The organism is Cytobacillus sp. MT66 (genome assembly GCF_058792595.1).
In genome coordinates this window covers 98018-120949 of sequence record NZ_JBXAFB010000010.1, presented here as the reverse complement: position 1 = coordinate 120949, position 22932 = coordinate 98018, and the positions used below count along the sequence as shown (strand labels likewise).

Genomic DNA, 22932 nt, shown 5'->3' with positions numbered 1-22932 from the left:
TATAATATTGAAAAAAGAGGGGAGTTAATCGCTGATTCTGCGACTAACTCCTCTTTTAGCATAATGGGAACTCTTATTTATTTTGAGTTTGCTTCAACAATCTTCCAGCCGTCTGGGGCAGCCTCAATCACAATGCCATAGTCAGCTTCAGCTTTTTCTTGAGAAATGTACCCATTGATTACATCGGCAAGGACTTGTTCCGGATCGCGATCCTTCGGGCTGCCGTAGCCGCCTCCGCCAGGAAGCTTTAGAGTAATGGTATCTCCTGGAGCCATGGTGTAAAGGCCTTTAGTTGTTAAAGGCGTCTCATCATTAAGCAGGACTTCTCCTGTTTCTCCCGGCATTCCGCCCAATAAACCGTTTGGCGGGAAATTAAGGCCATCAAACATGAAAGGCATCCGCCATGGCTTATCGGTACGAACGCCGAAGCGAATGATTTGTCCGAGCCCACCGCGATATTTTCCGCTGCCGCCTGAGTCATGACGAAGCTCTTTTTGGTGAATGATTAACGGCGAATTAATTTCAGCAATTTCAACAGGCGTGCCTTTAACTCCTGAAGGGAAACCCGTTGTGGACAAGCCATCCTTTATCGGACTGGCGCCCATACCGCCTGTATTAAATGTGACATAGGAAAATGGCTTTCCTTGCAGGTCTTCACCGTAAACCTGAATATTCCAAAGTGCTGTCGATCCTTCGGCAATGACTTTGTCTGGAATGGCGTCATGCAGGGCACCCAATACGCATACAGGAGCAAAGTGGCCAATAATATGCCGGGCTGCTGTAGGCATTGGATGTTCTGCATTCAATACAGAGCCCTTAGGAGCCGTTACCGTTATAGGACGGAAGCTTCCTTCATTGTTTGGAATATCTGGGGCAATCGCTATCTTTAGCCCGTAGGTGACATAGGCCAATGTATAATAAAGGGCAACATTGACCCCTTTTAAGCTTGCCGGCGATGTTCCATCGAAGTCCACTAGAATTTCGTCGCCTTTAATCGTGACAGCGCATTTTATTTTAATCGGATCACCTACACCATCCGTGTAAATTTCGTTTTCATAGGTTCCATCCGGAATCTCGGCAATCACTTTCCGCATGGCTTCTTCCGATCTCCGGATAATTTCATTGCTAAGGGTATCAATTTCCGTTAAACCAAATTCATTAAGCGTTTCCATTAAGTTTTTAATGGCTACTTCTTGCGCAATCACCTGAGCCCTCAGGTCTCCAAGAACCTCGTAGGGAGCCCGGACGTTTGCAGCAATGATGGCTTGCAGGCTCTCATTGAGCTTTCCGGCACTGTAATATTTCATATATGGAATATATAGACCTTCCTCGTAAATGCTTTCACCTTCAGGGCTGTAGCCCCGTCCGCCGATATCCGGAACATGGCATACGGAAGCAAAGTAGCCAATGAGCTGCTCCTTAAGGAATACCGGGGTGACCACAGTCACGTCCAGAAGATGCCCGGAAATTTCATAAGGGTTATTGCCGATTAAAACGTCGCCAGGCTGTAAGGATTCCGGAGGGAAATGCTCTAAAAAGTGACGGATGCCCAGTGCCATTGTATTAATGTGTCCCGGGGTTCCCGTATTTGCCTGAGCAATCATATTTCCTTTGCTGTCAAATAGCCCGCACGATAAATCTTCAGCATCGGAAAGAAGATTGGAAAACGATGTTCTAATTAATGTTTTGGCTTGTTCTTCCAAGTTTGTAATCAGCCGATTCCACAATACTTCTATTTGAACGGAATCAAACATATTGTCTTTTGTCGCTGCTTTTGTCATTTATTCTGCCTCCCTTGGAATTTAAGATGATGTTCGAGAATGGATCGACACTCACAGAAAAGTTCGGGGTGACGACCAACGTCGATTCTCTCTCCTCGATAATGGCAGGACCAGCAATTACAGATCCTGGACTTAATTGTTCACGGTCATAGACTGGGGTCAGAACATAATCGGAATATTGGTTAAAATAAACCTTTCGATTATTTTTAGGTTCCGGATTCGCCGAACCTTTTTTCGAAGCATAGTTTAGCGAAAGCTCCGGAGTCGGACCCTGAACAACGACACGCCAATTAACGGTTTCAATTGGCACCGTGCTGCTAGCCTCTGAGTAAAGCTTTTCGTATTGATGTTTGAAATTGCTTTGAATCATTTCGATAGAATCTTCACTTAACGGCCCGTTTGGAATCGGAACACTGATTTCATAGGATTGGCCGACATATCTCATTTCACATTTACGGATGATGGTGATATCCTCCTGGGCAATGCCGGACTGGGTCAGAAGCAGTTCTCCTTCGTTCTCCATCTCCGCTAATAGATCTGTCACTTCCTGAAGGTTCAGCTGATCCAAGCGCCCATGATAGCTGCGGACAAAGTCAAAGGCAATCGGTGATGATAAGAAGCCAAACGCCGAACAAACTCCAGCTCCAACAGGGGAGACAACGGTTGATACATCAAGGATATTGGCCACATTACAAGCATGAACTGGCCCAGCGCCCCCTGTAGCGAACAATGGATAATTTCGGATGTCCTTGCCTTTTTCAACGGCATGAATCCGGGCAGCACTTGCCATATTTTCATTCACAATATGGTGGATGCCCCAGGCAGCTTCGGTCACGCTTAGCCCAAGCGGTTTAGCTACATGCTCCTCGATGGATTGATAGGCTGCATCCGCATCTAGCTGCATTTCGCCGCCTAGGAAAAAGTCAGGGTTCAGGTAGCCCAGCACCAGATCCGCATCTGTGACAGTCGGAAATTTTCCGCCCTGGCCGTAACAAGCTGGTCCGGGAACGGAACTAGCGCTGATCGGTCCTACTTTTAAAAGATTCATCCGATTGATGTGGGCGATGCTGCCGCCGCCCGCGCCAATTTCAATCATTTCTACTACAGGGACTTTGACAGGGATGCCGCTGCCTTTCTTAAAGCGGCGTTCACGCCCAACCTCAAATTCATTGGTGATGATTGGCTCGCCGTTATCTACTAAACTAGCTTTTGCCGTGGTTCCGCCCATATCAAACACTAACAGATTGGAAATATCGGACAGCTTGCTGTAATGGGCTCCGGCAATGGTTCCTCCAACAGGTCCGGACTCTAAGATGCGAATAGGGAAACGGCAGGCTGTTTCGATCGTGCAGGTTCCGCCGCCTGAAAGCATCATATGGAAGTGGCCGGTAAATCCTTGGCTCTTCAGCTCTTTGTCTAGTTTGGTTAAATAGCTTTCGACAAGCGGCTGGACATATACATTGGCGATGGTTGTGGATGCCCTTTGCAGCTCTCTGATTTCTGGAGAGACCTCTGAAGACAGGGAGACGCGAATATCAGGCGCCGCTTCTTGAGCAATTTCCAGGATCCTTTTTTCATGAACAGGATTTTTATAGCCATGAATCAGGCTTACAGCCGCAGCTTCCACCTGTTGCGCTTTCATTTCCTTAAAAACCTCGCGTACTTCCTCTTCATCTAGCTGCTGCAAAATCTGCCCATCAGCGAGAATCCTTTCATTCACTGTAAACCGGAGGCTTCTTGGCACTAATGGGGCCGGTTTATCGATAAAAAGATCATACAGGTCATACCGGCTTTCATGGCCTATCTCTAATTGGTCACGGAAGCCCTTGGTTGTGATAAAGGCCGTCTTCACGCCTTTTCGCTGAATAAGAGCATTAACCACTAGAGTAGTGCCATGGATAATCGTGTGTATATCGCCATAGGAATAGCCGTATTTGATAAGGTTTTCATTCAAGCCTCTTAGAAACCCTTCCGATGGATCCGGATAGGTCGTAAGGGTTTTGCCAAACATTCTGTTTCCTTCTTCGTCAATGAACACAATATCTGTAAATGTTCCGCCAATATCAATTCCAACACGTATTTTTGACATATAAACCTCCTGTAATATCCCTTTGAAATGAAAAGGGGCTCTCTCAAAGTGAATAAACATTATTGAGAAAAGTCCCTTTAGGTATGTGCTATTTACAATGTTGACTACGCGTGATTCAATGCATTTTTGCGAATAGATGTGATGGTCTCTTTAACAGAAATGCGCTCAGGATTTGTCATGATTTCAATGACTGTCACAGTTCCATCTGCCTGTGCCTGTTCAAAAGCAGCTTTAAATTCCTCATTTGTTGTAACACGGCAGCTTTTTGCTCCTAAAGAGCGCGCAAGTTCAGAGAAGTTCGTATGACTGAGCTCGGTGCCGATCACTCGCTCCGGATAATGCTTTTCCTGATGCATGCGGATCGTTCCATACATACTGTTATTAAATACTAGGGCAATCACAGGGACGTTATAACGGACAGCTGTTTCTATTTCCTGTACGGTCATCATGAAACCGCCGTCGCCCGATAAGGAAACGACTGTCTTGTCCGGCTTGGCAAGCTTGGCGCCAACAGCAGAAGGGAGGCCGTATCCCATGGCCCCGTTTGTAGGGCCGATATACGTTTTGGCATCCGTAAAGGTATAAAAGTTATGCAGCCAGCCTGCAAAGTTGCCCGCATCATTGGTAATGATGGCATCATTTGGCAGACTATTTTCCAGAGTTCGGATTACTTCACGGTTATCTACATAATCCGTTTCCGCCGCAACGTTATTGCCGGACTGCTTATAGACAGCGTGGCGTTCATTTGCCCATGAAGCCCAGTCTTTTTCAATTTTCATCGAAAGCAGAGCTTCAAGTGCTTCTTTCGCGTCTGAAATAATGCCGACATGAGGGCTATAAATCTTTCCGAGTACTTCATCGCTAATATCAATATGAATCAGCGTTTGTTCTGGCTTAATAATGCTGTAATCCTGTGTTGTCACTTCAGATAAGCGCGTACCGACAGCAAGAACCAGATCAGCTGTGCGGATCGTGTCCAGGATAGCCGGTGATGTCCCAAGGCCGCTATGTCCGGCATACAGGGCATGATCATTCGGAAATACATCATGACGGCGGAAAGCTGCCATGACCGGAATCTTAAATTTCTCCGCCAATGCCTGCAAAGCCTTTTCGCCATGGGCAGCATTCACACCGCCGCCCGCAAGGATAACCGGCTGTTTGGCTTTTTCAAGAAGCTCCTGTACGGATAAAATCTCTTTCTCACTTGGCCGCGGTGCTGGTGCTTCAGAAACCGGTCCGAAATACATATCCGCCTCTTCAACAAGCACATCCTCAGGAAGAGAAATGACAACCGGACCAGGCCGTCCGCTCCTAGCCACCCGGAAGGCGCGCTGAACGAGCTCAGGCACGCGTTCGGCATCTTTAATTTCCACGGTCCATTTTGCAATGTGGCCAAAGAACTGATCAAGATCTACTTCCTGAAAGCCTTCACGTCCGCGGAATTTACTGTGAACCTGTCCTAAGAAAACAACCATTGGTGTTGAATCCTGGTAAGCAGTATGTACGCCAATTGCTAGATTGCTTCCGCCGACACCCCGTGTGGCCATGACGACACCTGGTTTTCTAGTCGCTTTGCCATAGCCTTCAGCCATAAAGGATGCGCCGCCTTCATGACGGTTGGAAATTAATTGAATGCTGTCTGTTGCATAAATGCTGTCCATCAATGGCAGATAGCTTTCTCCAGGGACACAGAAAACATATTCAACTTCCTCAAGCTTCATACATTCGACAATTGCGTCTGCGCCATTCAATCTTTGTTTCATCATTTTTTATCCCCTTATTTTTTGATTTGAGTAGATTAAACTGAAAGTGCCAGATTAGACTTAATGCGATCGATGGCTTCCTGCAAACGCTCGGTTGGCACGGACAAAGAGAGTCTAAAATAGCCTTCGCCATGATCACCAAATGCTGTGCCAGGCGTAACGATCACACCTGCTTTTTCTAAAACGGTGCTGACAAATTTGCTGGATGAATATCCCTTTGGCACCGATGCCCAAATAAAAAAGCCGCCTTTCGGGCAATCTGCCTGAATGCCTAATTCATGGAGGGCTTTAAGCACCCCGTCTCTGCGCTGTTTATAGATCTCATTGTATTCGCTGACGCATGCTTGATCAGCTGACAAGGCAGTCGCGGCTGCTTTTTGAATCGGCAGGAATTGGCTTGTGTCGACATTGCTTTTGACAACAGATAATGCCTTTAGCGCTTCCTTGTTTCCGACGGCATATCCGATGCGCCATCCCGTCATGGCATAGGTTTTGGAAAGAGAGCCAAATTCGATCGCCACATCTTTCGCCCCGTCTGCCTGCAAGATGCTTGGCGCCTTATAGCCATCATAGGTAACCATCTGATAGGCGGCATCATGGGCAATGGTCAGCTGATTTTGGCGGGCAAAATCCACAGCCTTTTGGAAAAATGACTGATCCGCAGAAGCTGCGGTAGGATTGCCTGGATAATTTAAGAACATGACTTTTGCTTTTTCTTTTATAGGGTCTGGGATGTTTGCAAAGTCAGGAAAGTATTGGTTTTCTCTTAGTAACGGCATGCTGTATGGAGTCCCATCTGCCAGGATCGTTGCTGTCTGGTAGGTTGGGTAGCCGGGATCTGGCAGCAGCACAACATCGCCTGGATCAACTGAGGCTGTGATAAAGTTGGCAATGCCTTCTTTTGATCCAATCAGTGTCAGAACTTCTGTTTCAGGGTCTAATTCCACATTAAAGCGTTCTTTATAAAATTGAGCGACAGCCTTGCGGAATTCAAGACAGCCGCTGTAGCCCGAGTATTTGTGGTTATTCGGATCCTTCATTTCTTCAATCAAGCGATTAACGATATGGGAAGGAGTAGGAAGATCAGGACAGCCGATGCCAAGATCAATTACGTCTACTCCTTGTTCGATTAACGCCTGTTTTTTTCGATTAATCTCACTAAATAAGTATGGAGGAATATTTGCTACACGCTGGGATTTTGTATACATATCCTTTACCTTCCTTTTATAACCGTGATAGGTTGAATATTGCTCAGTTATTTCTGCTGTTCAAGCATGCCAGCACACCAGCAGCTATCTTGATGGAATGGCCAGGTTTGCCAGCTGCAAATCAGATAGCAATTGTTCCTGTCTGCAAAACAGCTGCTGGGCATCTTCCACGTCAATAATTTCAAACTGGATTTCATCTCCCGGCTTTTTTTGAGCAAGGCAGGGAAGATCCACGCTAATGACGACACCAATAACCGTGTACCCGCCCGAGGTGCCCGCATCTGCCATATGGACAATAGGCTGGCCATTGGCCGGTACCTGAATGACGCCTGGTGTAATAAATTCAGAAATAATGTCCGCTTTACTGACGTGCTGCAGTGAAGGCCCTTCTAACCTGTATCCCATTCTGTCTGAGTTGTTTGAGACCTTATAGGAACTAGAAACAAGAGTCTGAATGGCTTCGTTTGTAAACTTGCCATTATGCGGGCCTAGAACAACTCGGATTGGGCGCTGTGTCTGGTAATCAGGAATATCATCAGACTTTAATTTTCTTCCGGCTACACGCCTGCTGTCCAAGCGAGAGTTTCCGGTTTTAATTATGTCGCCATTTTTTAGTGGTCTTCCTTCAAACCCTCCATAGCTGCCCCGGATAAAAGTAGAACGGCTCCCCATGACCAGAGGAACATCAATCCCGCCGGCAAAGGCAATATAAGCCCGGCATCCATACGTGCTGTTGCCAAAACTCAGGACATCACCTTCTTTTACGAGCAGGGACTTCCACATAGAGACGGGTTTTTCATTAAGGAATATAGAAAAGCCCCCGCCGGTAACAGCTATAACGCCTTCATTAAGAAAGCGAATCCGGGGTCCGATCACAGTCGCTTCTAAGACAGCTTCATCTTCGCTGTTTCCTGCTAAAATATTGGCCAGACGCAAAGCCAGCGTATCCATTGCCCCGCATGCGGATACACCAAATGCCTGATAAGAATGACGGCCAAGATCCTGAACGGTTGTAAGCAATCCGGCCTTTTCTATCTTTGCGAATTCCATGTCTGATCCCACTCTCTTTGTCTTTGTTCGTCCCATGCTTCTGCTTCTTCGGGGCTGATTTGTACAAATTGGACATAATCCCCAGCATGAATCACACTTGGGGGTTCATGATAGGGATTAAACGTTTCCATCGGCGACCAGCCGATGATGTGCCAGCCCCCGGGTGAAGATATGGTATAAAGGCCAATCTGCTCATTGGCAATGGCAATGCTGCCTTTTGGAATTTTAATTCTCGGACTGGAGCGACGCGGCAAAATAAGGCGCTCATCTAAATCCCCGCAGTAGGGGAAACCGGCAATAAAGCCAACCATGTAAGTGAGATAGGGCTTTGATTGGATGATTTCCACCACATCATTTGGGCTCAAATTGGTTTGTTCCGCGACTTCCTCTAAATCAGGTCCGTATGTTCCGCCGTAGACGACCGGAATGTAGACCTTTTTGCTTTCCGTGTCATTTGCAAGAGTCATTGAACTTTCTAAAACCTTTAGTTCCTCAACGAGTTCTTGAAATTTAATCAATCTCGGATTATAGCAAACAGCCAAACTATTAAAAGCTGGAATCAGCCTCTCAATGCCTGTGATATTTCTTTCGCTGATTAGCCGGGACAGCGAACGGACACGATTGTTGACTTCTGGTGAAAGGATATCCTCGAATTTAACAATGATTGTTTTTTCTCCCATGGGCACATACGATAGGGATTTGTTCATGATGTTTGTGCTCAACGTTATCTCGCCTCTTTAACCTTCTGGCCTATTGGAAGGATTTGTACACCGGCATTTTCCAATTCACTTCTCAAATAACGAATAATCTCAAGAGAGCCCTGTGTGTCTCCATGAACGCAAATTGTGTCGCCTGTCATATCAATCAGCTCGCCGTCGATGGTCTTAGCCTTGCCGTCTACAACCATCCGTACTACGTTTTCTGCTGCGACTTTTGGATCCTTAATGACAGCTCCAGGGATCTTTCGGGAGACAAGCGTGCCGTCTTTGTTGTAGGCGCGATCGGCAAATATCTCCAGAACGAATGGAACATTTTTTTCTTCCGATACTTTATGCAGCTGGCTGCCCGGCTTTACATAGATAGGGGTATTCGGAAGAACCTGGATGACCGATTCAACAATGGCTTCAGCCATTACGCGGTCTGTATCAGCCATATTATTCATATTTCCATGGGGCTTGATGTGCTGAATTTCCACACCGTGCTTTCGGCAAAAGGCTTCCAGTGCGCCAATTTGATAAATATTGTAGTTCACTAAATCTCCAAAGGCTACATCCATATTTCTTCTGCCAAACCCAAGCAAATCAGGGAAGCCCATATGTACACCAATTCCGACATTGTTTTCTTTCGCCATCTGGACGGTGCGATCCATTACATTTGGATCACCAGCATGATACCCGCAGGCAATGTTTGCGGATGTAATTAATTTGATGACTTCCTCATCCATTCCAAGTTTATAAGCACCAAAGCTTTCACCCATATCACAATTCAAATCAATGCGTTTCATTATCTCGTCCTCCTTATTTCATTAGCTGAAATGGCATTTCAATTTATTTAATTTTAATTATTGCACAACATTAATGAATATTCAAATAATTATTTTATAAATGAAACATCATTTCAATTATTGAAATAGTAATTCAGTTGTGCTTAAATTAATAAAAAGCGGAAGGATTTGGGAGGCAGGTTTTATGAATGAAAGTGTGGTCAAAGCTCTTAAACTATTAGATTTTTTCTTGGAGGGCAAAAAGGAATTAACCCTTAGCGAAATCACAAAAATGTCGAATCTATCAAAGCCAACTGTTTTTCGTCTCCTGACCTCTTTGGAAGTGACTGGATTTTTGACAAAGACAAAAAATACCCAGCAGGATGTTCGCTACCGTTTGGGTTTGAAATTATTGGAACTGGGAAATTTAGTCTCAGAACAATTGGAGCTGCGCACCACTGCTTTGCCATGGATGAGAAGCCTTTGCGAAGATATCAATGAAGCTGTGCATCTTGTGGTGTTAGACGGGGATCACGCCATATTTATCGAAAAAGTGGAAAGCAGCCAGGCAGTAAGACTTTATACGAGAGTAGGGAAACGGTCGGAATTATACATAGGCTCAGGTCCCAAATTATTGCTTGCGTTCTTGCCAGAGGATCAGCAGAAGACCCGCATTGAAAAAATGCTATTTAAAAAAATGACTCCCCACACAATAGGGGATAAAGAGACGCTTTATAAAGAAATCACTGCCATTAAGTCACAGGGATTTTCAGTCAGCATCAGTGAACAGGACCCCGAAACCATTGGGATTTCCTACCCTATAAGGGACTATTCGCAGAATGTCGTAGCTTCGCTGACGGTCAGCGGACCAGAAACAAGAATGCAGGAGAAACTCGTGGATATACAACATAAAACAAAAGAAGCAGCGAGGAGCATTTCTCTTCAGCTTGGCTGTTCGAGCCAGTATTAAATCTTCCTGCTTAAAAAGAAGAGGAAGGGCTGCTGCCTCCTCTTCCTGGGTTCATTCTTTTATGGCCTAATCGGGTCCTTCCATACGCTGGTTAACTTCTAGATTATTTGATTGCTTGTGCAGCTGCCTTTACTAATTCCACGGTCTGATCAACGGTGATCTGCCGGTGATGCTGGAATGCAGGATCAATATAGATGGATTTATCTGATGGATAAAATTCCAATGATGCGATATGCAAATGCCCGCCCGGTATATCTGTTGCGCCAAGACCTAGGCGCACACGGTTAGAACGGTACATGCTTTCATTGGATAGATAGGCTCCGCCGCCTCCGGAGCGTGCTATTGATCCTGGTGTCGGACCTTCCTCGTTGCAGACTGGCTGCTGACTAAAGTCAGGCGGAAGCAGCTCGCAAACCCGGTCATTTCTGAATACTGGCCATGGTCCAGTACCTGCATCAATCATTTCCTGATATGGCAGTGTGGTTTCGATAAATTCAGGAAGCTCATCCGGCATTGGCCAGTGATCGACAACCGGTGTTACCTCTGCTCTAGTCTCCATATCGTTGTCCCTTCCAGAATGCCAGCGGCCTGCGTAGCCTTCAATAGCCATTTTTCTTGCCCCGCCCTGGCTGATGGTCATCATCAGGTCAATCCTTTGTTTGCCTTCTTTTAGATAGGGGCCAAAGGAGTCTTCAACAATGCCATCCTCAAAATCCTTCCATCTGACTGGAAAACTTACTGCCTGGATAAATGCAGGCCCATCATCTGTATTTACTTTAAGGCCGTCCAGCTGAAGGGCGGAAGCACCTGATGGGTTGCTTCGTCTGAATTCCTGCTCAAGCTGATAAGGATCAAATCCGCTGACAAGAATGCGCTTGACACCCTTGCCGCTTGGAAAATCAATCGAGGTGATTCCACGGGACGTGTACTCGAGTTTTTTAATCAAATCCTGCCGGTCTTGATTTGAGATATTAAAAGATGGCGTCCATTGCCGGATGGCCCTTGCCATATGAAGACGCGCCCAATATAATGGTCTGTCATCATACTGGTCAAGGTCGCCAAGGTCTGGCCGTTTTCCCTGCGCACGGTCAACAGCCGTTTTCCAAAGCAATGTGCCCTGCTGTTCAATTAATTTTTCTGCCTGATCTAAATCTGGTGAGGAGCAAAGACCGCTGTTAAACTTTTCAACAAATTGATCGAACTTAGACTGCTCAAGAATCTGCTGGGCGATTGGCGTACCGTCATCAATTCTCTTTTCCTCCATTGTTTCTCCTAAGCTTGGATCGAAACATCCTGATTTTGCTTCTGCAGAAGCATCAAAAGAAAGTGAACTGAAAAAAACGCCAGCTGCTAAAATGGATAGAGCAAAAGACGAAAGAAACCGAATGGAAAATAGACGCATGTTTTTCCCCCTTTTTATGCCGGGCTACCTTATGTATCCCATTAGTAATTAATAAAAAAACAGTTTGTCAGTGCATGGAGTGAGGCAAACTAAGTATTTCGGGACCCTTAACAAAGAGTCTAACAGACAAATTTGAATGGGTGAATTCAGTATTCTGTAAATTCAGAAAAATGATCCGATAGTTCGGGTGAAAGTGTTTTCCAACTAAATCCAACTTCCTAGATTACTGCTGGTCTAAGAGGTATTTTTCCCCACAATTTAAACACTCTCTTTATCGTAATTATTAAACTATTGTAAAAAATATGACAATACCATATACTCTTAATATATTTAAAACGTGGTTTCAATTATTGAAACATAGAGGAAGGAGTGACAGGAATCATAGTGCTTAAAACAGCTATGTTCCCAGTCTAGTAATGAGTGAGTATAGGAGGGATTGGATGGTTGGACTATGGAAATGGTATTTTGGCAAATCCTTTATTTTAAAGATATCGGTGGGTTTCTTACTAGGTATAGGTGTAGGTTTAATTTTTGGAGAATCAGCTGGAGTACTAGCGCCCCTTGGTGATATATTCTTGAAACTTCTAAAAATGGCGGTTGTTCCACTTATTTTATTTTCAATTATTGTGTCTATAAATAATACGAATCCAAAGGAATTGGGCCGTATCGGCGGAAAGATTTTTCCATATTACATAATAACCACTGCTTTAGCTGTATTTATGGGGATTGGCATAGCTAAATTATTCAATCCGGGTATGGGTCTAAGTTTACCGCAAAGCGCAAGCATGGAGGTGCCGAAAGCTCCTGCCCTTATCGATGTATTGCTGCAAATTATTCCAGTTAATATTTTTGAAGCCCTGGCTAACGGCAATATCTTAAGTATTGTATTTATAGCTATCGTGGTGGGATTTGCCATTTCTTTTATGAGACATTCGCATGAATCGCAAACGAAGGAATGGGGGAATCTGTTATCAAAATTCATGGAGGCTGGAAGTGAAGTTACAACCCGTATCCTTAGCGGAATCTTGCAATATGCACCTTTTGGTGTGTTAGGAATTACAGCTACAACGATCGGAAGTCAGGGAATGGATACTCTGAGTGCCTTGGCCAAATATGTAGCTGCCTCGTATGTTGGTGTAGGTATTCAGATGTTTATCATCTTTCCTATCATCCTTCTAATTTTCAGGGTACCTGTCATAAGGTTTTTTGTTAATACTCGTGAAGCTATCATGACGGCCTTTGTTACATCTAGCAGTTTAGCAACGCTCCCTGTTACCATTAAGTCCGCATATAAAGCTGGTATTAGCGAGAGGGTAGCCAATTTTACCCTTCCAGTAGGCGCAACGGTAAATATGAACGGTTCTGCGATTCATTTTGGAGTCGGTGTTGTTTTTGCTGCCGATATTGTAGGATATGAACTTAGTGTTGGAGCAATTATTGGAATTATCCTAGCAGGGACATTAGCCGCGATTGGAACTGCGGGCGTTCCTGGTGCCGGATTAATAGGAATGTCTATTGTCTTCACGCAAGCAGGGCTTCCTATTGAAATCGTAGCACTGACTGCGGGAGTAAACGTGATAACGGACATGATCTTTACAACATGTAATGTCACAGGTGATATCGTTGGAGCTGCTGTAGTCGATCAAAGTGAGAAGAAACATGCGCTTCATCCTGTTGAAGAATTGACGCAGAAGTTCGCCTCGAAGTAGTTGCTTGGAAAGCGGAAAGAAAAGTAAGGGGCTGCTAAAGTAAATTAGGAACTTAATAAAAAAGGGGGCTAGCAATGATTCGCCTGATGGATCATTGTCAGCCCTTTTTGCATAGCCGCTTATTGTTGAGCAAGGTGTTTTAGTAGGTAGTATTTGGCGTATAAGCTTTTAGGATAGCGCAGGGACTTCGAGATGCCATTGGATTAAATCAATTTAAATATTATTATTCAGCCGAAGATTGACGCACGAACCGATCAAATTAAATTTTGGCGCCGGTTATGGAAACGCTGCTAAACAATGAAAAGAATGGACAAATATTGCTGCCTCAAGTGATTCTTAAATTATTAATCATTTGGATATTTAAATACATTTAATTCAATTTTACAAAAATTAGCACAGGGGTTACGATTCCGTTAAGGCTAGAAATCTATTATGCTATAGTCAAGCGGACAATGATTGGGAGGTTAATATGGGACCAAAAGATAATGCAGTCATGGGAACACAGGCAGGGAAAAGTCAAATGGATTCAAGGTTATCGCACCGTGCGCAGCAGGTCGAGGGATCAAAGACGTTAGATTTAACAATGAAAGCAAGGGATATGCGCAAGCAGGGAATTGATATTTGTATTTTTGGCTCAGGTGAGCCTGATTTCAACACGCCGCAGCATATTTGTGATTCCGCATATGAAGCGATGAAGCTAGGGGTTACCAAATATACCCCGGCCGCAGGGCTTATGGAGCTGCGCCAGGCGATCAGTGAAAAGCTTTCGCAGGAGAACGGCCTTGATTATAAGCCGAATCAGATTATCGTCTCTTCGGGCGCTAAGCATTCTTTATCAAATATATTCTTTGCCTTATTGAATCCTGGTGATGAAGTGGTTATTCCGGTGCCAGCCTGGCTTAGCTACTGGGAACAGGTAAAGCTCGCAGGCGGAGTGCCGGTTTTATTTAAGACGAAAAAAGAAAATGATTTTAAGATAATGTCTGATGAATTAGAATCAGCGATTACTGGAAAAACAAAAATAGTGCTCTTAAACTCGCCAGTCAATCCAACGGGTGCTGTCTATACGCGGGAGGAATTAGAAAAACTCGCACAGGTTTGTGTGGACCACGACCTTATGGTGATTTCTGATGAGATCTATGAAAAGCTGGTCTACGATGGGGAAGAACACGTGAGCATAGCGAGTTTTGGCAAGGACATCTTCGATCGCACGATTGTTGTTAATGGGTTTTCTAAAGCCTATGCGATGACCGGATGGCGAATGGGCTATGCGGCGGCCCCTGCAGAAATTGCCAAAGCAATGGATGATATCCAAAGCCACTTGACAAGCAATTCAACCTCTTTTGTGCAAATTGCTTCAATTGATGCACTGAAAGGCAGCCAAGAGCCTGTTAATGAAATGAAAGAAGAGTACAACCGAAGAAGAATCCGCATGGTAGAAATGCTGCGGGACATACCGGGAGTGGAGTGCCCGATGCCAAAAGGGGCTTTCTATACATTCCCTGGCATCAAAGGCTTAATAGGCAAGAAAGCCATGGGAGAAACAATCACAGACGATGATGTCTTATGCAAACTGCTATTGGAGCATGCGAAAATATTGGTGGTACCGGGAAGCAGCTTTGAAATGGAAGACCATATCCGCTTATCCTATGCCACAGATATGGCAACTATCGAAGAAGGGCTGAAGAGATTTAAAGAGTTTGTTGTTAATCATGTTTCCTAATAAAAGTATTGTTATAATTATAAGGCTATAATTCTTTAAAAGGGCTGACTCAAAAGGCGGGTGAGACACTGTGCTTTTGAGTCAGTTTTTGTATGGCGTGTTTTGTTCAAAAACTCAAGTCCTTGAGTAGCAGATCTGCTATAAGTGTCTAACTCTAAACACTTAATAGAATCTTAATGGTTGTTGTGTGTGAACAAAATGCTCCTTAAAACGAGTTTCTTCTATTATATTAGTATATTTTTAATATCCCCTTGAAATGGCTTTCTCATATAAATTCCCCAAAGACTTCCGGCTTCCAGCTATGGATGGCATGCTGTTCTTTTGCAAAGACCTTTTCTAAATAAATCATCGTTGTTTCGATTTTTTCATGCCCGAGTGAACGCATGATTTGGTAGATATCTACGCCGCTTTTATGCGAGATGATGGCAAAGGCATGCCGGAATGTATGCGGTCCGATAGGCGATGAGCGATGCGCGAGAAAAGGGAGATTCGTCTCCTTGATGACCTTTGTTAAGTATTGTGATAAATAGGATGGCGTGTAGGCTTTTCCTGTATTGGTTGTCACTAACGGGCTGTCCGGATTAGCTGTGGTAAGCAGTTCAAGCCCTCGCGCCTTACGGATGAGCTGAATGCTGCTGACCGTTTTTTCCTTCAAAGGGATCTGTCTTTGCTTGTTTCCTTTTCCTAGTACATCCAAATAATAGCCTCCGCTGATGGAATCCGCCTGAAGACTGCGAACTTTAAGGTTGCATAGCTCCTCATTCCGCAGACCTGTGGTTGTTAAAATATGAATAAGAGCAAATGCAACTGGATGCTTGATTTCCTGAAAGTATTGCAGCAGCTGGATCACTTCCTGGGGGCCAAGATCCCGGTTGGGGCGGTCATCTTTTCTGACAGTTGCCGTCAGCAGGGATTCATGCAGCGGCGTGTGGATATACTTTGCTTCATATAGAAACTGCAGGAAGTTTTTGATGATGGTCGTTTTTCTTGCCAATGCAGCTGATGAATAGGCGCCCTTTTTCAGGACATAGGGGCTTTTTTCTGCCAGCCATGTCTGGTATCTGCGGATATGCCGCGGCGCAAGCGACTTAAATAAAGAGCCTTTAATGATTTCGTCCATATCTACATCAATTTCCCCAGCATAGCGAATCAACTGTTCAACAAACTGGCCCAGTTCCCGTTCGTATTCTTTTATCGTCCGTGGAGATTTATCATGCTCCTGATCTAAATGTTCCTTCCGATGCAAAAACCACTGAATCATCTCTACATCAGAAAAATCAGCAAAAGGACTCTCGTGATTTTTTTCCGCAAGATCCAATCGCTCCTGCAGAGCCGGAAGCGACAAACTATCTCTTATTCCCTTTTTCCAGTCATGTACTTGAAGATCCTTATTTATATCCATTAACGATTTCACTCCTATAAACCTCCTTTCCTTACTTTTATGATTACAAACCTGTATGTAAAAGAAACGTTCTATTTATTGATATATTCATTTAGTAATATTATAGCAAATATTAGTTTTTATATATATTCAGACTGATATAAAAAAATGTTCCCTTTGTTTATGTAAATTAGGAAAACTATATATATTCCTTTTATTATAATCTATTCATTTATTGATAATTAAAAATAGATACCTTAAAATAGGGATATGTAATATCTGCAAATATACAAATAAACTCCTATTTTTAATAGATATATTAATATAAACATATAATATGCATATATAATTCTTTTAATAATAGAGATCATTAGGTGAAATACCTTTATGGGGTGAAAGATAGATGAATGAATGGTATACACAAAAAGAAGTGGCCGATAGATTAGGAGTCTCGAAGGCAACGGTTTATCATTATGCGAAACAAGGGAAAATAAGGAAAATCCATGATCCGCATCGTCTGCACCGGGAGGCCCGGTATTACAAAGACGAAGTGGACCGTCTCGCAGAAGCGAGGAAAGGCCAGCCAACCGGGATGCGGCCGTCTGAAGTTGCGAAACAATTAGGTTTATCAGTCCAAAGTGTCTATAAATATATTAAAGATGGAACGATACAGGCTGATGAGGTGCCGTTTGGGGATGAAAGAACCACGTATGTCATATCAGATGAAGCCTTTGAGGAAGCAAAGACGCTATTTCAGTCTTCGGAGGCTGACCGTGTGCGGAAATCAGAATTCTATCACTCGGCCCATGACATCGCGCTGTTTCAATATTTTCAGTCCCCGGACAGTGTAGCAGCCAGGGTCATGAAAGATGCAGATCATAACTGGGGTTTCTATCTTCCTTATTATCAGAAGTGGGTCGATTATAAGGAAGGGATCGAAAGGTATGAATTAGAGCCGTGCTACGACATTCATAACGATTCTTTCGATTATAAGGGCTATGTCCACCTGCGGATTCCAAAAGGGGAAGATCTCTTATATCCGTTTATTGATTTTATTTATGAAGAATGGGGAATTGAGAATGTGGGGGTTCGTGACCAGGACCAGCATATGTTTATTTCCATGAAAGCTGGAGAAACTCCATTGCCGAACTCGCTGCCGTTTTCTTTAAAACAGCTGCAGGCGTCTATACTGGAAGGCACAGTTGAAGCCGCTGAAGGATTATTTGTAGCCAGAAGCGCCTACCGTAAAACAAATCTGGAGCTGCCCATTCAAATGCTGGATAGGGTCAAACAATTAGCGGAGCAAAAGAACATATCCATGAGCCAGTGGGTGGAGGATGCAATTGATCAGGCCTTAAAAATGAGAGAATTATAATGAAAGAACACTGTTTTTGATGAGTTTCTTCTATTATATATGGGATCGCCGCGTATTTACATCGTTATGGAAATGCTAATAATAAAAAGCCTAATTTCTTAGTATTGGGAAATTAGGCTTTTGCGTTACTCCATTTAAGTTCTCTTAATGGAAGCCTGAATCAGCCACTGGCAGGGTGTTGGCCCGTATCTTCTTTTGGTGAAAGTTATACGTTTCTTGCTGGAGGACTCAAAGAGAACCTTGGGGTAATATAATTCTGAATTTTTTATTAATTTTGTGAATACCATTGATATTGGACGTGTTTTCCATTAATGTTATATATGAAAATGCTTTTTACATACAAAATAAAGCCAATGGGGTGAATGCTTTGAAGGACGGTTATGTGATTGTCAGCGCTGTGAGAACACCAATTGGAAAATTTGGAGGAACATTAAAGGATATAGACTCAGCCACTTTAGGAAGTATTGTGATTTCGGAGGCGCTTAAGCGTGCAGGCATTGAGGCAGCACAAGTAGACGAAGTCATCATGGGTGAGGTCAGGCAATCAGCCGAAGCTTCAAACGTAGCAAGGATTGCTGCGCTTCGTGCAGGGATTCCTGTTGAGAAGCCGGCTTTTACGGTGAATCGATTATGTGCATCCGGCATGCAGGCGATTACTTCAGCCATCCAGCAAATTGCTTTTGACCAGGCAGAGATTGTCATTGCCGGAGGAACAGAGAATATGAGCAGGGCTCCATTTTATATCACAAATGCTAGATTTGGAGAAGGAAGCCCGAAGATGCTAGATTCTAATGCAATCAACGGCCAGCAGCCGATGGAGATATACGGTAAACACCTTGGTATGGGAATGACAGCGGAAAATGTTGCTGAAAAGTACAGCATTGCCCGTGGAGAACAGGACGAATTCGCCGTACTCAGCCAGGAAAAAACGCAGAAGGCAATAGAAGAAGGGAAATTTGAAGCTGAGATCGTTCCTGTTGAAGTGAAAAAAAGGAAGGAGACCATCTTATTTACACAGGATGAGTTCCCAAGGCCAGGAACCAATCTTGAAAGTCTGGCTAGACTAAAGCCTGCCTTTAAAGAGGGCGGCACGGTCACAGCAGGCAATGCGTGCGGAAGAAATGACGGGGCATCAGCCGTTGTCATTATGAAGGAGCAAAAGGCCAATGAGCTAGGCCTTAAACCATTAGTGAGAATCGTCGATTGGGCCACATCTGGCGTCGATCCTCGGATTATGGGCATTGGCCCGGTGCCTGCGATGCAGAAATTATTTGATAAGACGGGCCTCACAAAGGAAGATATCGATCTTTATGAATTAAACGAAGCATTCGCGGCGCAATCCCTGGCGGTTTTAAAGGAAAGTGGGATTGATATCAATAAAGTCAATGTTAACGGGGGAGCCATCGCTTTAGGGCATCCGCTGGGAGCAACTGGAGCACGGATCACTACGACATTAATCCACGAACTGATAAGAAGACAGGGAAGATACGGAATTGCGACCCTTTGTGTCGGCGGCGGCCAGGGGATGGCTCTGTTAGTGGAAAGAATATAAATCTAGTAAAAAAAGGCAGGGAGTGCGCGCTTCCTGCTTTCGTTTATAAAAAAACTTCGTAAGTCTAAATATTCTATATTGATAGAATTTATTAATTTCTATATGATAGATTTATTAATCCTTGTACGCGGGAAAGGAAGTTTCATTGTGCCAGCACAGCCTTCTATGTCAGCTCAGCAGCAAGTCAGGATAAAGAGTAATAGTAAAGAAAAAATCCAAGGGATTCTGATTGGGTGCCTTGCCATTGGGTTTATGCTGCTTCAGCTGTTTCCCTCAGCCCAAATAGAGCTGTTCGTCAGTTTCGTTATTATTGCCGTGATGGTCTGGGTCCTGCCGGGGATCAGAGGGACTACTTTATATATCAGTCTTTTCCTATTAATTACCGGGGTAGCCCTCATGATTTATCATCATGTTCCTGCCATGGAATGGCTGTCCTCGATGAGAATCAACCTGATGCTTGTCGCAATTTTTATCGTGGTGCCGCTGCTCGGAATCCCGGTGAAAACCGGCGGGTATGTGAAGGCATTAAAAATCGTCTTTTCGAAAAAGATGAATGAGCCGTATTTTTTCTATCTTGGAACCAATCTATTAACCCATCTCCTGGGTGTTGTGATCAATATCGGATCCGTTTCAATCGTGAACGAATTAACAAGGGCTTCAAATATAAAAGCCCCCAGGCTGGTAGCAAATGCGATTAACCGAGGCTTCATCATGACGATTTTCTGGTCGCCTTATTTCTCATCTGTGGCACTGATCGTGAGCCATTTGCCAGTCAAATGGACATCAATTGTAGGTTACTTGCTTGGTTTTGTGGTAGTTTGTATGATTATCAGTGTTCTATTGGATCGAAAGGAAATCAAAAACAGTTCGCCAGCAGACAATGGGGAATGGACCGTGGAGAAGGATGAAAAAGAGGTTGCTGCAGCAAAGAAGAAAGTGACCGAACTGTGTATTTATTTAATTGCCATCACAGGTTCGGTGCTCATGATGGAATTTCTCTTTTCAGCATCGATGATCTTAATGGTCTGCTTTGTTGGAATCATTTTTCCGCTGTTATGGTGTGTCTTCTCCGGAAAAACCGCTCGCTATAAAGAAGAGTTCAAGCAGCATGTCTTCTTCGGGATTCCGCGCATGAAAAAGGAAATTGTTTTATTTTTGATTGCCGGATTCTTCAGCGGAGCCTTTATCCACGCGGATCTCAGCGGACTGTTAATTACAGCGATGCAGACCATGTTCGGCTCTTCCCAGCTGGGAACGTCATTCTTTCTATCTGCAATTGTCCTTTCCGCAGCGCTTATTGGAATCCACCCGATTGTCGTAATCACGATATTAGTCACAAGCATCAAGCCAGAACTAATCGGCTTCAGCCCTGAATATTTTGCCGTGCTGCTTCTAACAAGCTGGGGAATCTCCAATACCGTAGCCCCTGCGACCGCAGTGAACAATCTGCTCGTGAGCCTGCTGAAAGTGGATTTGATTGATGTTTCGATTCGCTGGAACTTTAAGTATGCAATCATTGCTATTTTGATTGTTCCGTTTTATTTGAGGCTGACGGGGTTATAAAGCAAAGAAAAAGGATCGGGATATTTTCTCGATCCTTTTTTATTTGCTTTTTCCTTATTCCTTTAATTTTTAATATATTTTTGTATTTTCCTGTATGCAGTTGATTGATTAATTCCAAGAGCCTCTCCAACTTTATACGAGCTTTTATATTTTTCATACGCCTTTATGATCAATTGTTCCTCCAATTCCTCTTGTGCCTGTTTTAAAGTGCAAATGTCGTTAATTTGAACTGAATACTGCGAGTTGCTTTTTCTGTGATTGGAAATTTTTTCAGGCAAGTCTTTTAATTGGATTTCATCGTTATCTGCGATCACTACTAAGCGTTCGACCAAATTTTCCAATTCCCGCACGTTTCCTGGCCAATCATAGTTGATTAGTGCATTTTCTGCCTCCAGTGAAAGAAAAGTGGCGGAACCGTATTTTATATTAAATTTGTTTAAAAAGTAATCCATCAGATAAGCAATGTCTTCTTGTCTAGTTTTCAAAGGGGGGATATAAATAGGTAAAACATTCAATCGGTAAAATAAATCTTCTCTAAATGTCCCTTCCTCAACCATTTTTTCTAGGTTCTTATTCGTTGCAGCTATGATTCGTATATCAATTTCAATTGATTTTGTACCTCCGACGCGCTGAATCATATTATCCTGCAGCGTTTTTAAGAGTTTAATTTGAAGATTAAGAGGCATTTCCCCAATCTCGTCTAAAAATAATGTGCCTCCGTTTGCTTCTTCAAATAATCCTTTTTTTCCTTCTTTACTGGCGCCGGTAAAGGCACCAGGCTCATATCCAAAAAGTTCGGATTCAATGAGGGTTTCCGGTATGGCTCCACAGTTTACATGAATAAAGGGTTTGCCATTTCTGCTGCTTTTTTTGTGTATGAATGAAACAATGACGCCTTTGCCTACACCGGATTTTCCGGTTACAAGTACCGTTGAATCGACCTTAGCAATTTTTTCAACCATTTTGACAATTTTGCGCATGTTAGGTGAAAAAGAGATAAAATCTTCCTCGTCCTTATTTTGAAACTTCCTTAATTCTCCCAGCTCATCTTGAAAGCTTTCTAATAAATGTTCCGTCCGTTCGATTTTATCGCGAAGATGCCTGATTTCAGTCAGATCTCTTGAAGTGAATATAATAATTTCGATGTTTCCCTCAGAATCAAGAACCGGATTGCCAATACAATGAATGGTTTTGCCGCTTCTCGTTCTTTGAATCATTGAAACCCGTTCTTTCCGTTCTTTAATAATAGGAAACATGGATGGCGAATATACTCCGTCTTTGGCTAGATCCTCAGAGTTTTTCCCGATAATGTCCTTAGCTTCCATACCATAAAAAGCTTCGCCAGCAGGATTAATCCGAAGGACCGTTCCATTTCCGTCAGTAACGAAAATCTCATCAAAGGAGGAATTGATGATGGTTTCCAATTCCTTATTTAAAATTTTGGCATCTACTAGTTCGCTTGTTTCCATAGTTTCACCTGCTATTCCTTTTAGAATGAAAAGAATAAACACATTTGTCATGTTGTTCCTTCATAATAGTTGAATAAATTATTTATAATATTTAGAATTATATATACATAATTTAATATATCATGCTTCGATGCATTAATAAATGATGGTTTTATATACCCTTTCTTTTTATCTGAGCTAGTTGGTATCTCTTTAGTTATGGAAATTTGCATTTGAGGCTATGAAATACAAAGAGTGTAAATAACAAAGCTGTATTTTTAATAAAATCATGCTTGGATGCATTTTGAGTAATGCATGAAGTAATTACATGCGTAAAGCAAGAACTAAAAATCCCATTTTAATAGGGTTGGATTTTTGGCATGAAACTTGCGATATATCCTAAATCATTCATTTTAATGAATCATTAAAGGGAGG

The 22932-nt window shown here is 43.4% G+C and carries 16 protein-coding genes; 6 read left to right on the top strand and 10 right to left on the bottom strand.

Translation table 11 applies throughout. From position 1 onward, the window contains the following. Nucleotides 1-77: 77 nt before the first annotated feature. From AC1Q59_RS17850 to AC1Q59_RS17820, 7 genes are all read right to left on the bottom strand, one after another. Nucleotides 78-1781 carry a hydantoinase B/oxoprolinase family protein gene (locus AC1Q59_RS17850; RefSeq protein ID WP_492367214.1) on the bottom strand — a complete coding sequence of 568 codons (1704 nt, stop codon included), beginning with the start codon at nt 1779-1781 and terminating at the stop codon, nt 78-80. Beyond that, nucleotides 1747-3870, bottom strand: coding sequence for a hydantoinase/oxoprolinase family protein (locus AC1Q59_RS17845; RefSeq protein WP_492367213.1), 2124 nt, complete (start codon nt 3868-3870; stop codon nt 1747-1749). The genes AC1Q59_RS17850 and AC1Q59_RS17845 overlap by 35 nt, the downstream gene beginning before the upstream one ends. A 104-nt stretch (nt 3871-3974) precedes the next feature. Further along, entirely contained in the window at nt 3975-5633 is a 1659-nt protein-coding gene (locus AC1Q59_RS17840; protein WP_492367249.1) for a thiamine pyrophosphate-binding protein, read from the bottom strand. A 35-nt stretch (nt 5634-5668) separates the two neighbouring features. Then, nucleotides 5669-6841: an LL-diaminopimelate aminotransferase gene (locus tag AC1Q59_RS17835; RefSeq protein WP_492367212.1), complete on the bottom strand. Its 1173-nt coding sequence runs from the start codon at nt 6839-6841 to the stop codon at nt 5669-5671. A gap of 84 nt (nt 6842-6925) precedes the next feature. Further along, the gene (locus AC1Q59_RS17830) at nt 6926-7891 is read right to left on the bottom strand and encodes a 5-oxoprolinase subunit C family protein (RefSeq protein WP_492367211.1); all 966 of its coding nucleotides are present in this window, start codon (nt 7889-7891) and stop codon (nt 6926-6928) included. After that, the gene (pxpB, locus tag AC1Q59_RS17825) at nt 7873-8613 is read right to left on the bottom strand and encodes a 5-oxoprolinase subunit PxpB (protein ID WP_492367210.1); all 741 of its coding nucleotides are present in this window, start codon (nt 8611-8613) and stop codon (nt 7873-7875) included. The genes AC1Q59_RS17830 and pxpB overlap by 19 nt, the downstream gene beginning before the upstream one ends. A gap of 2 nt (nt 8614-8615) precedes the next feature. Beyond that, entirely contained in the window at nt 8616-9395 is a 780-nt protein-coding gene (locus AC1Q59_RS17820) for a LamB/YcsF family protein (RefSeq protein WP_492367209.1), read from the bottom strand. Nucleotides 9396-9579: 184 nt separating this feature from the next. Here AC1Q59_RS17820 and AC1Q59_RS17815 point away from each other — a divergent pair, with 184 nt between their 5' ends. Further along, on the top strand, nt 9580-10344 hold the full coding sequence (locus tag AC1Q59_RS17815; RefSeq protein ID WP_492367208.1) for an IclR family transcriptional regulator: 765 nt from the start codon (nt 9580-9582) through the stop codon (nt 10342-10344). A gap of 103 nt (nt 10345-10447) precedes the next feature. Here AC1Q59_RS17815 and AC1Q59_RS17810 read toward each other — a convergent pair whose 3' ends face one another. Beyond that, the gene (locus tag AC1Q59_RS17810) at nt 10448-11746 is read right to left on the bottom strand and encodes a PA0049 family protein (RefSeq protein WP_492367207.1); all 1299 of its coding nucleotides are present in this window, start codon (nt 11744-11746) and stop codon (nt 10448-10450) included. 440 nt (nt 11747-12186) lie between these two features. Here AC1Q59_RS17810 and AC1Q59_RS17805 point away from each other — a divergent pair, with 440 nt between their 5' ends. Continuing rightward, on the top strand, nt 12187-13455 hold the full coding sequence (locus tag AC1Q59_RS17805) for a dicarboxylate/amino acid:cation symporter (protein WP_492367206.1): 1269 nt from the start codon (nt 12187-12189) through the stop codon (nt 13453-13455). A gap of 469 nt (nt 13456-13924) precedes the next feature. Continuing rightward, on the top strand, nt 13925-15178 hold the full coding sequence (locus AC1Q59_RS17800; RefSeq protein WP_492367205.1) for a pyridoxal phosphate-dependent aminotransferase: 1254 nt from the start codon (nt 13925-13927) through the stop codon (nt 15176-15178). Nucleotides 15179-15443: 265 nt separating this feature from the next. Here the strand turns inward: AC1Q59_RS17800 and AC1Q59_RS17795 are convergent, their stop codons facing one another. Then, nucleotides 15444-16592: a tyrosine-type recombinase/integrase gene (locus AC1Q59_RS17795; RefSeq protein WP_492367204.1), complete on the bottom strand. Its 1149-nt coding sequence runs from the start codon at nt 16590-16592 to the stop codon at nt 15444-15446. A gap of 370 nt (nt 16593-16962) precedes the next feature. On the opposite strand from AC1Q59_RS17795, the gene AC1Q59_RS17790 reads away from it, so the two are divergent. The 3 genes from AC1Q59_RS17790 to AC1Q59_RS17780 all read left to right on the top strand — a co-directional run bounded on the left by AC1Q59_RS17790 (nt 16963) and on the right by AC1Q59_RS17780 (nt 21049). Further along, entirely contained in the window at nt 16963-17934 is a 972-nt protein-coding gene (locus AC1Q59_RS17790) for a helix-turn-helix domain-containing protein (RefSeq protein WP_492367203.1), read from the top strand. A gap of 367 nt (nt 17935-18301) precedes the next feature. Continuing rightward, the gene (locus AC1Q59_RS17785) at nt 18302-19486 is read left to right on the top strand and encodes a thiolase family protein (RefSeq protein WP_492367202.1); all 1185 of its coding nucleotides are present in this window, start codon (nt 18302-18304) and stop codon (nt 19484-19486) included. A 147-nt stretch (nt 19487-19633) separates the two neighbouring features. After that, nucleotides 19634-21049: a hypothetical protein gene (locus AC1Q59_RS17780; protein ID WP_492367201.1), complete on the top strand. Its 1416-nt coding sequence runs from the start codon at nt 19634-19636 to the stop codon at nt 21047-21049. A 62-nt stretch (nt 21050-21111) separates the two neighbouring features. On the opposite strand, the gene AC1Q59_RS17775 is transcribed toward AC1Q59_RS17780, so the two are convergent. Beyond that, entirely contained in the window at nt 21112-22569 is a 1458-nt protein-coding gene (locus tag AC1Q59_RS17775; protein ID WP_492367200.1) for a sigma-54 interaction domain-containing protein, read from the bottom strand. Between the last annotated feature and the right edge of the window lie 363 nt (nt 22570-22932).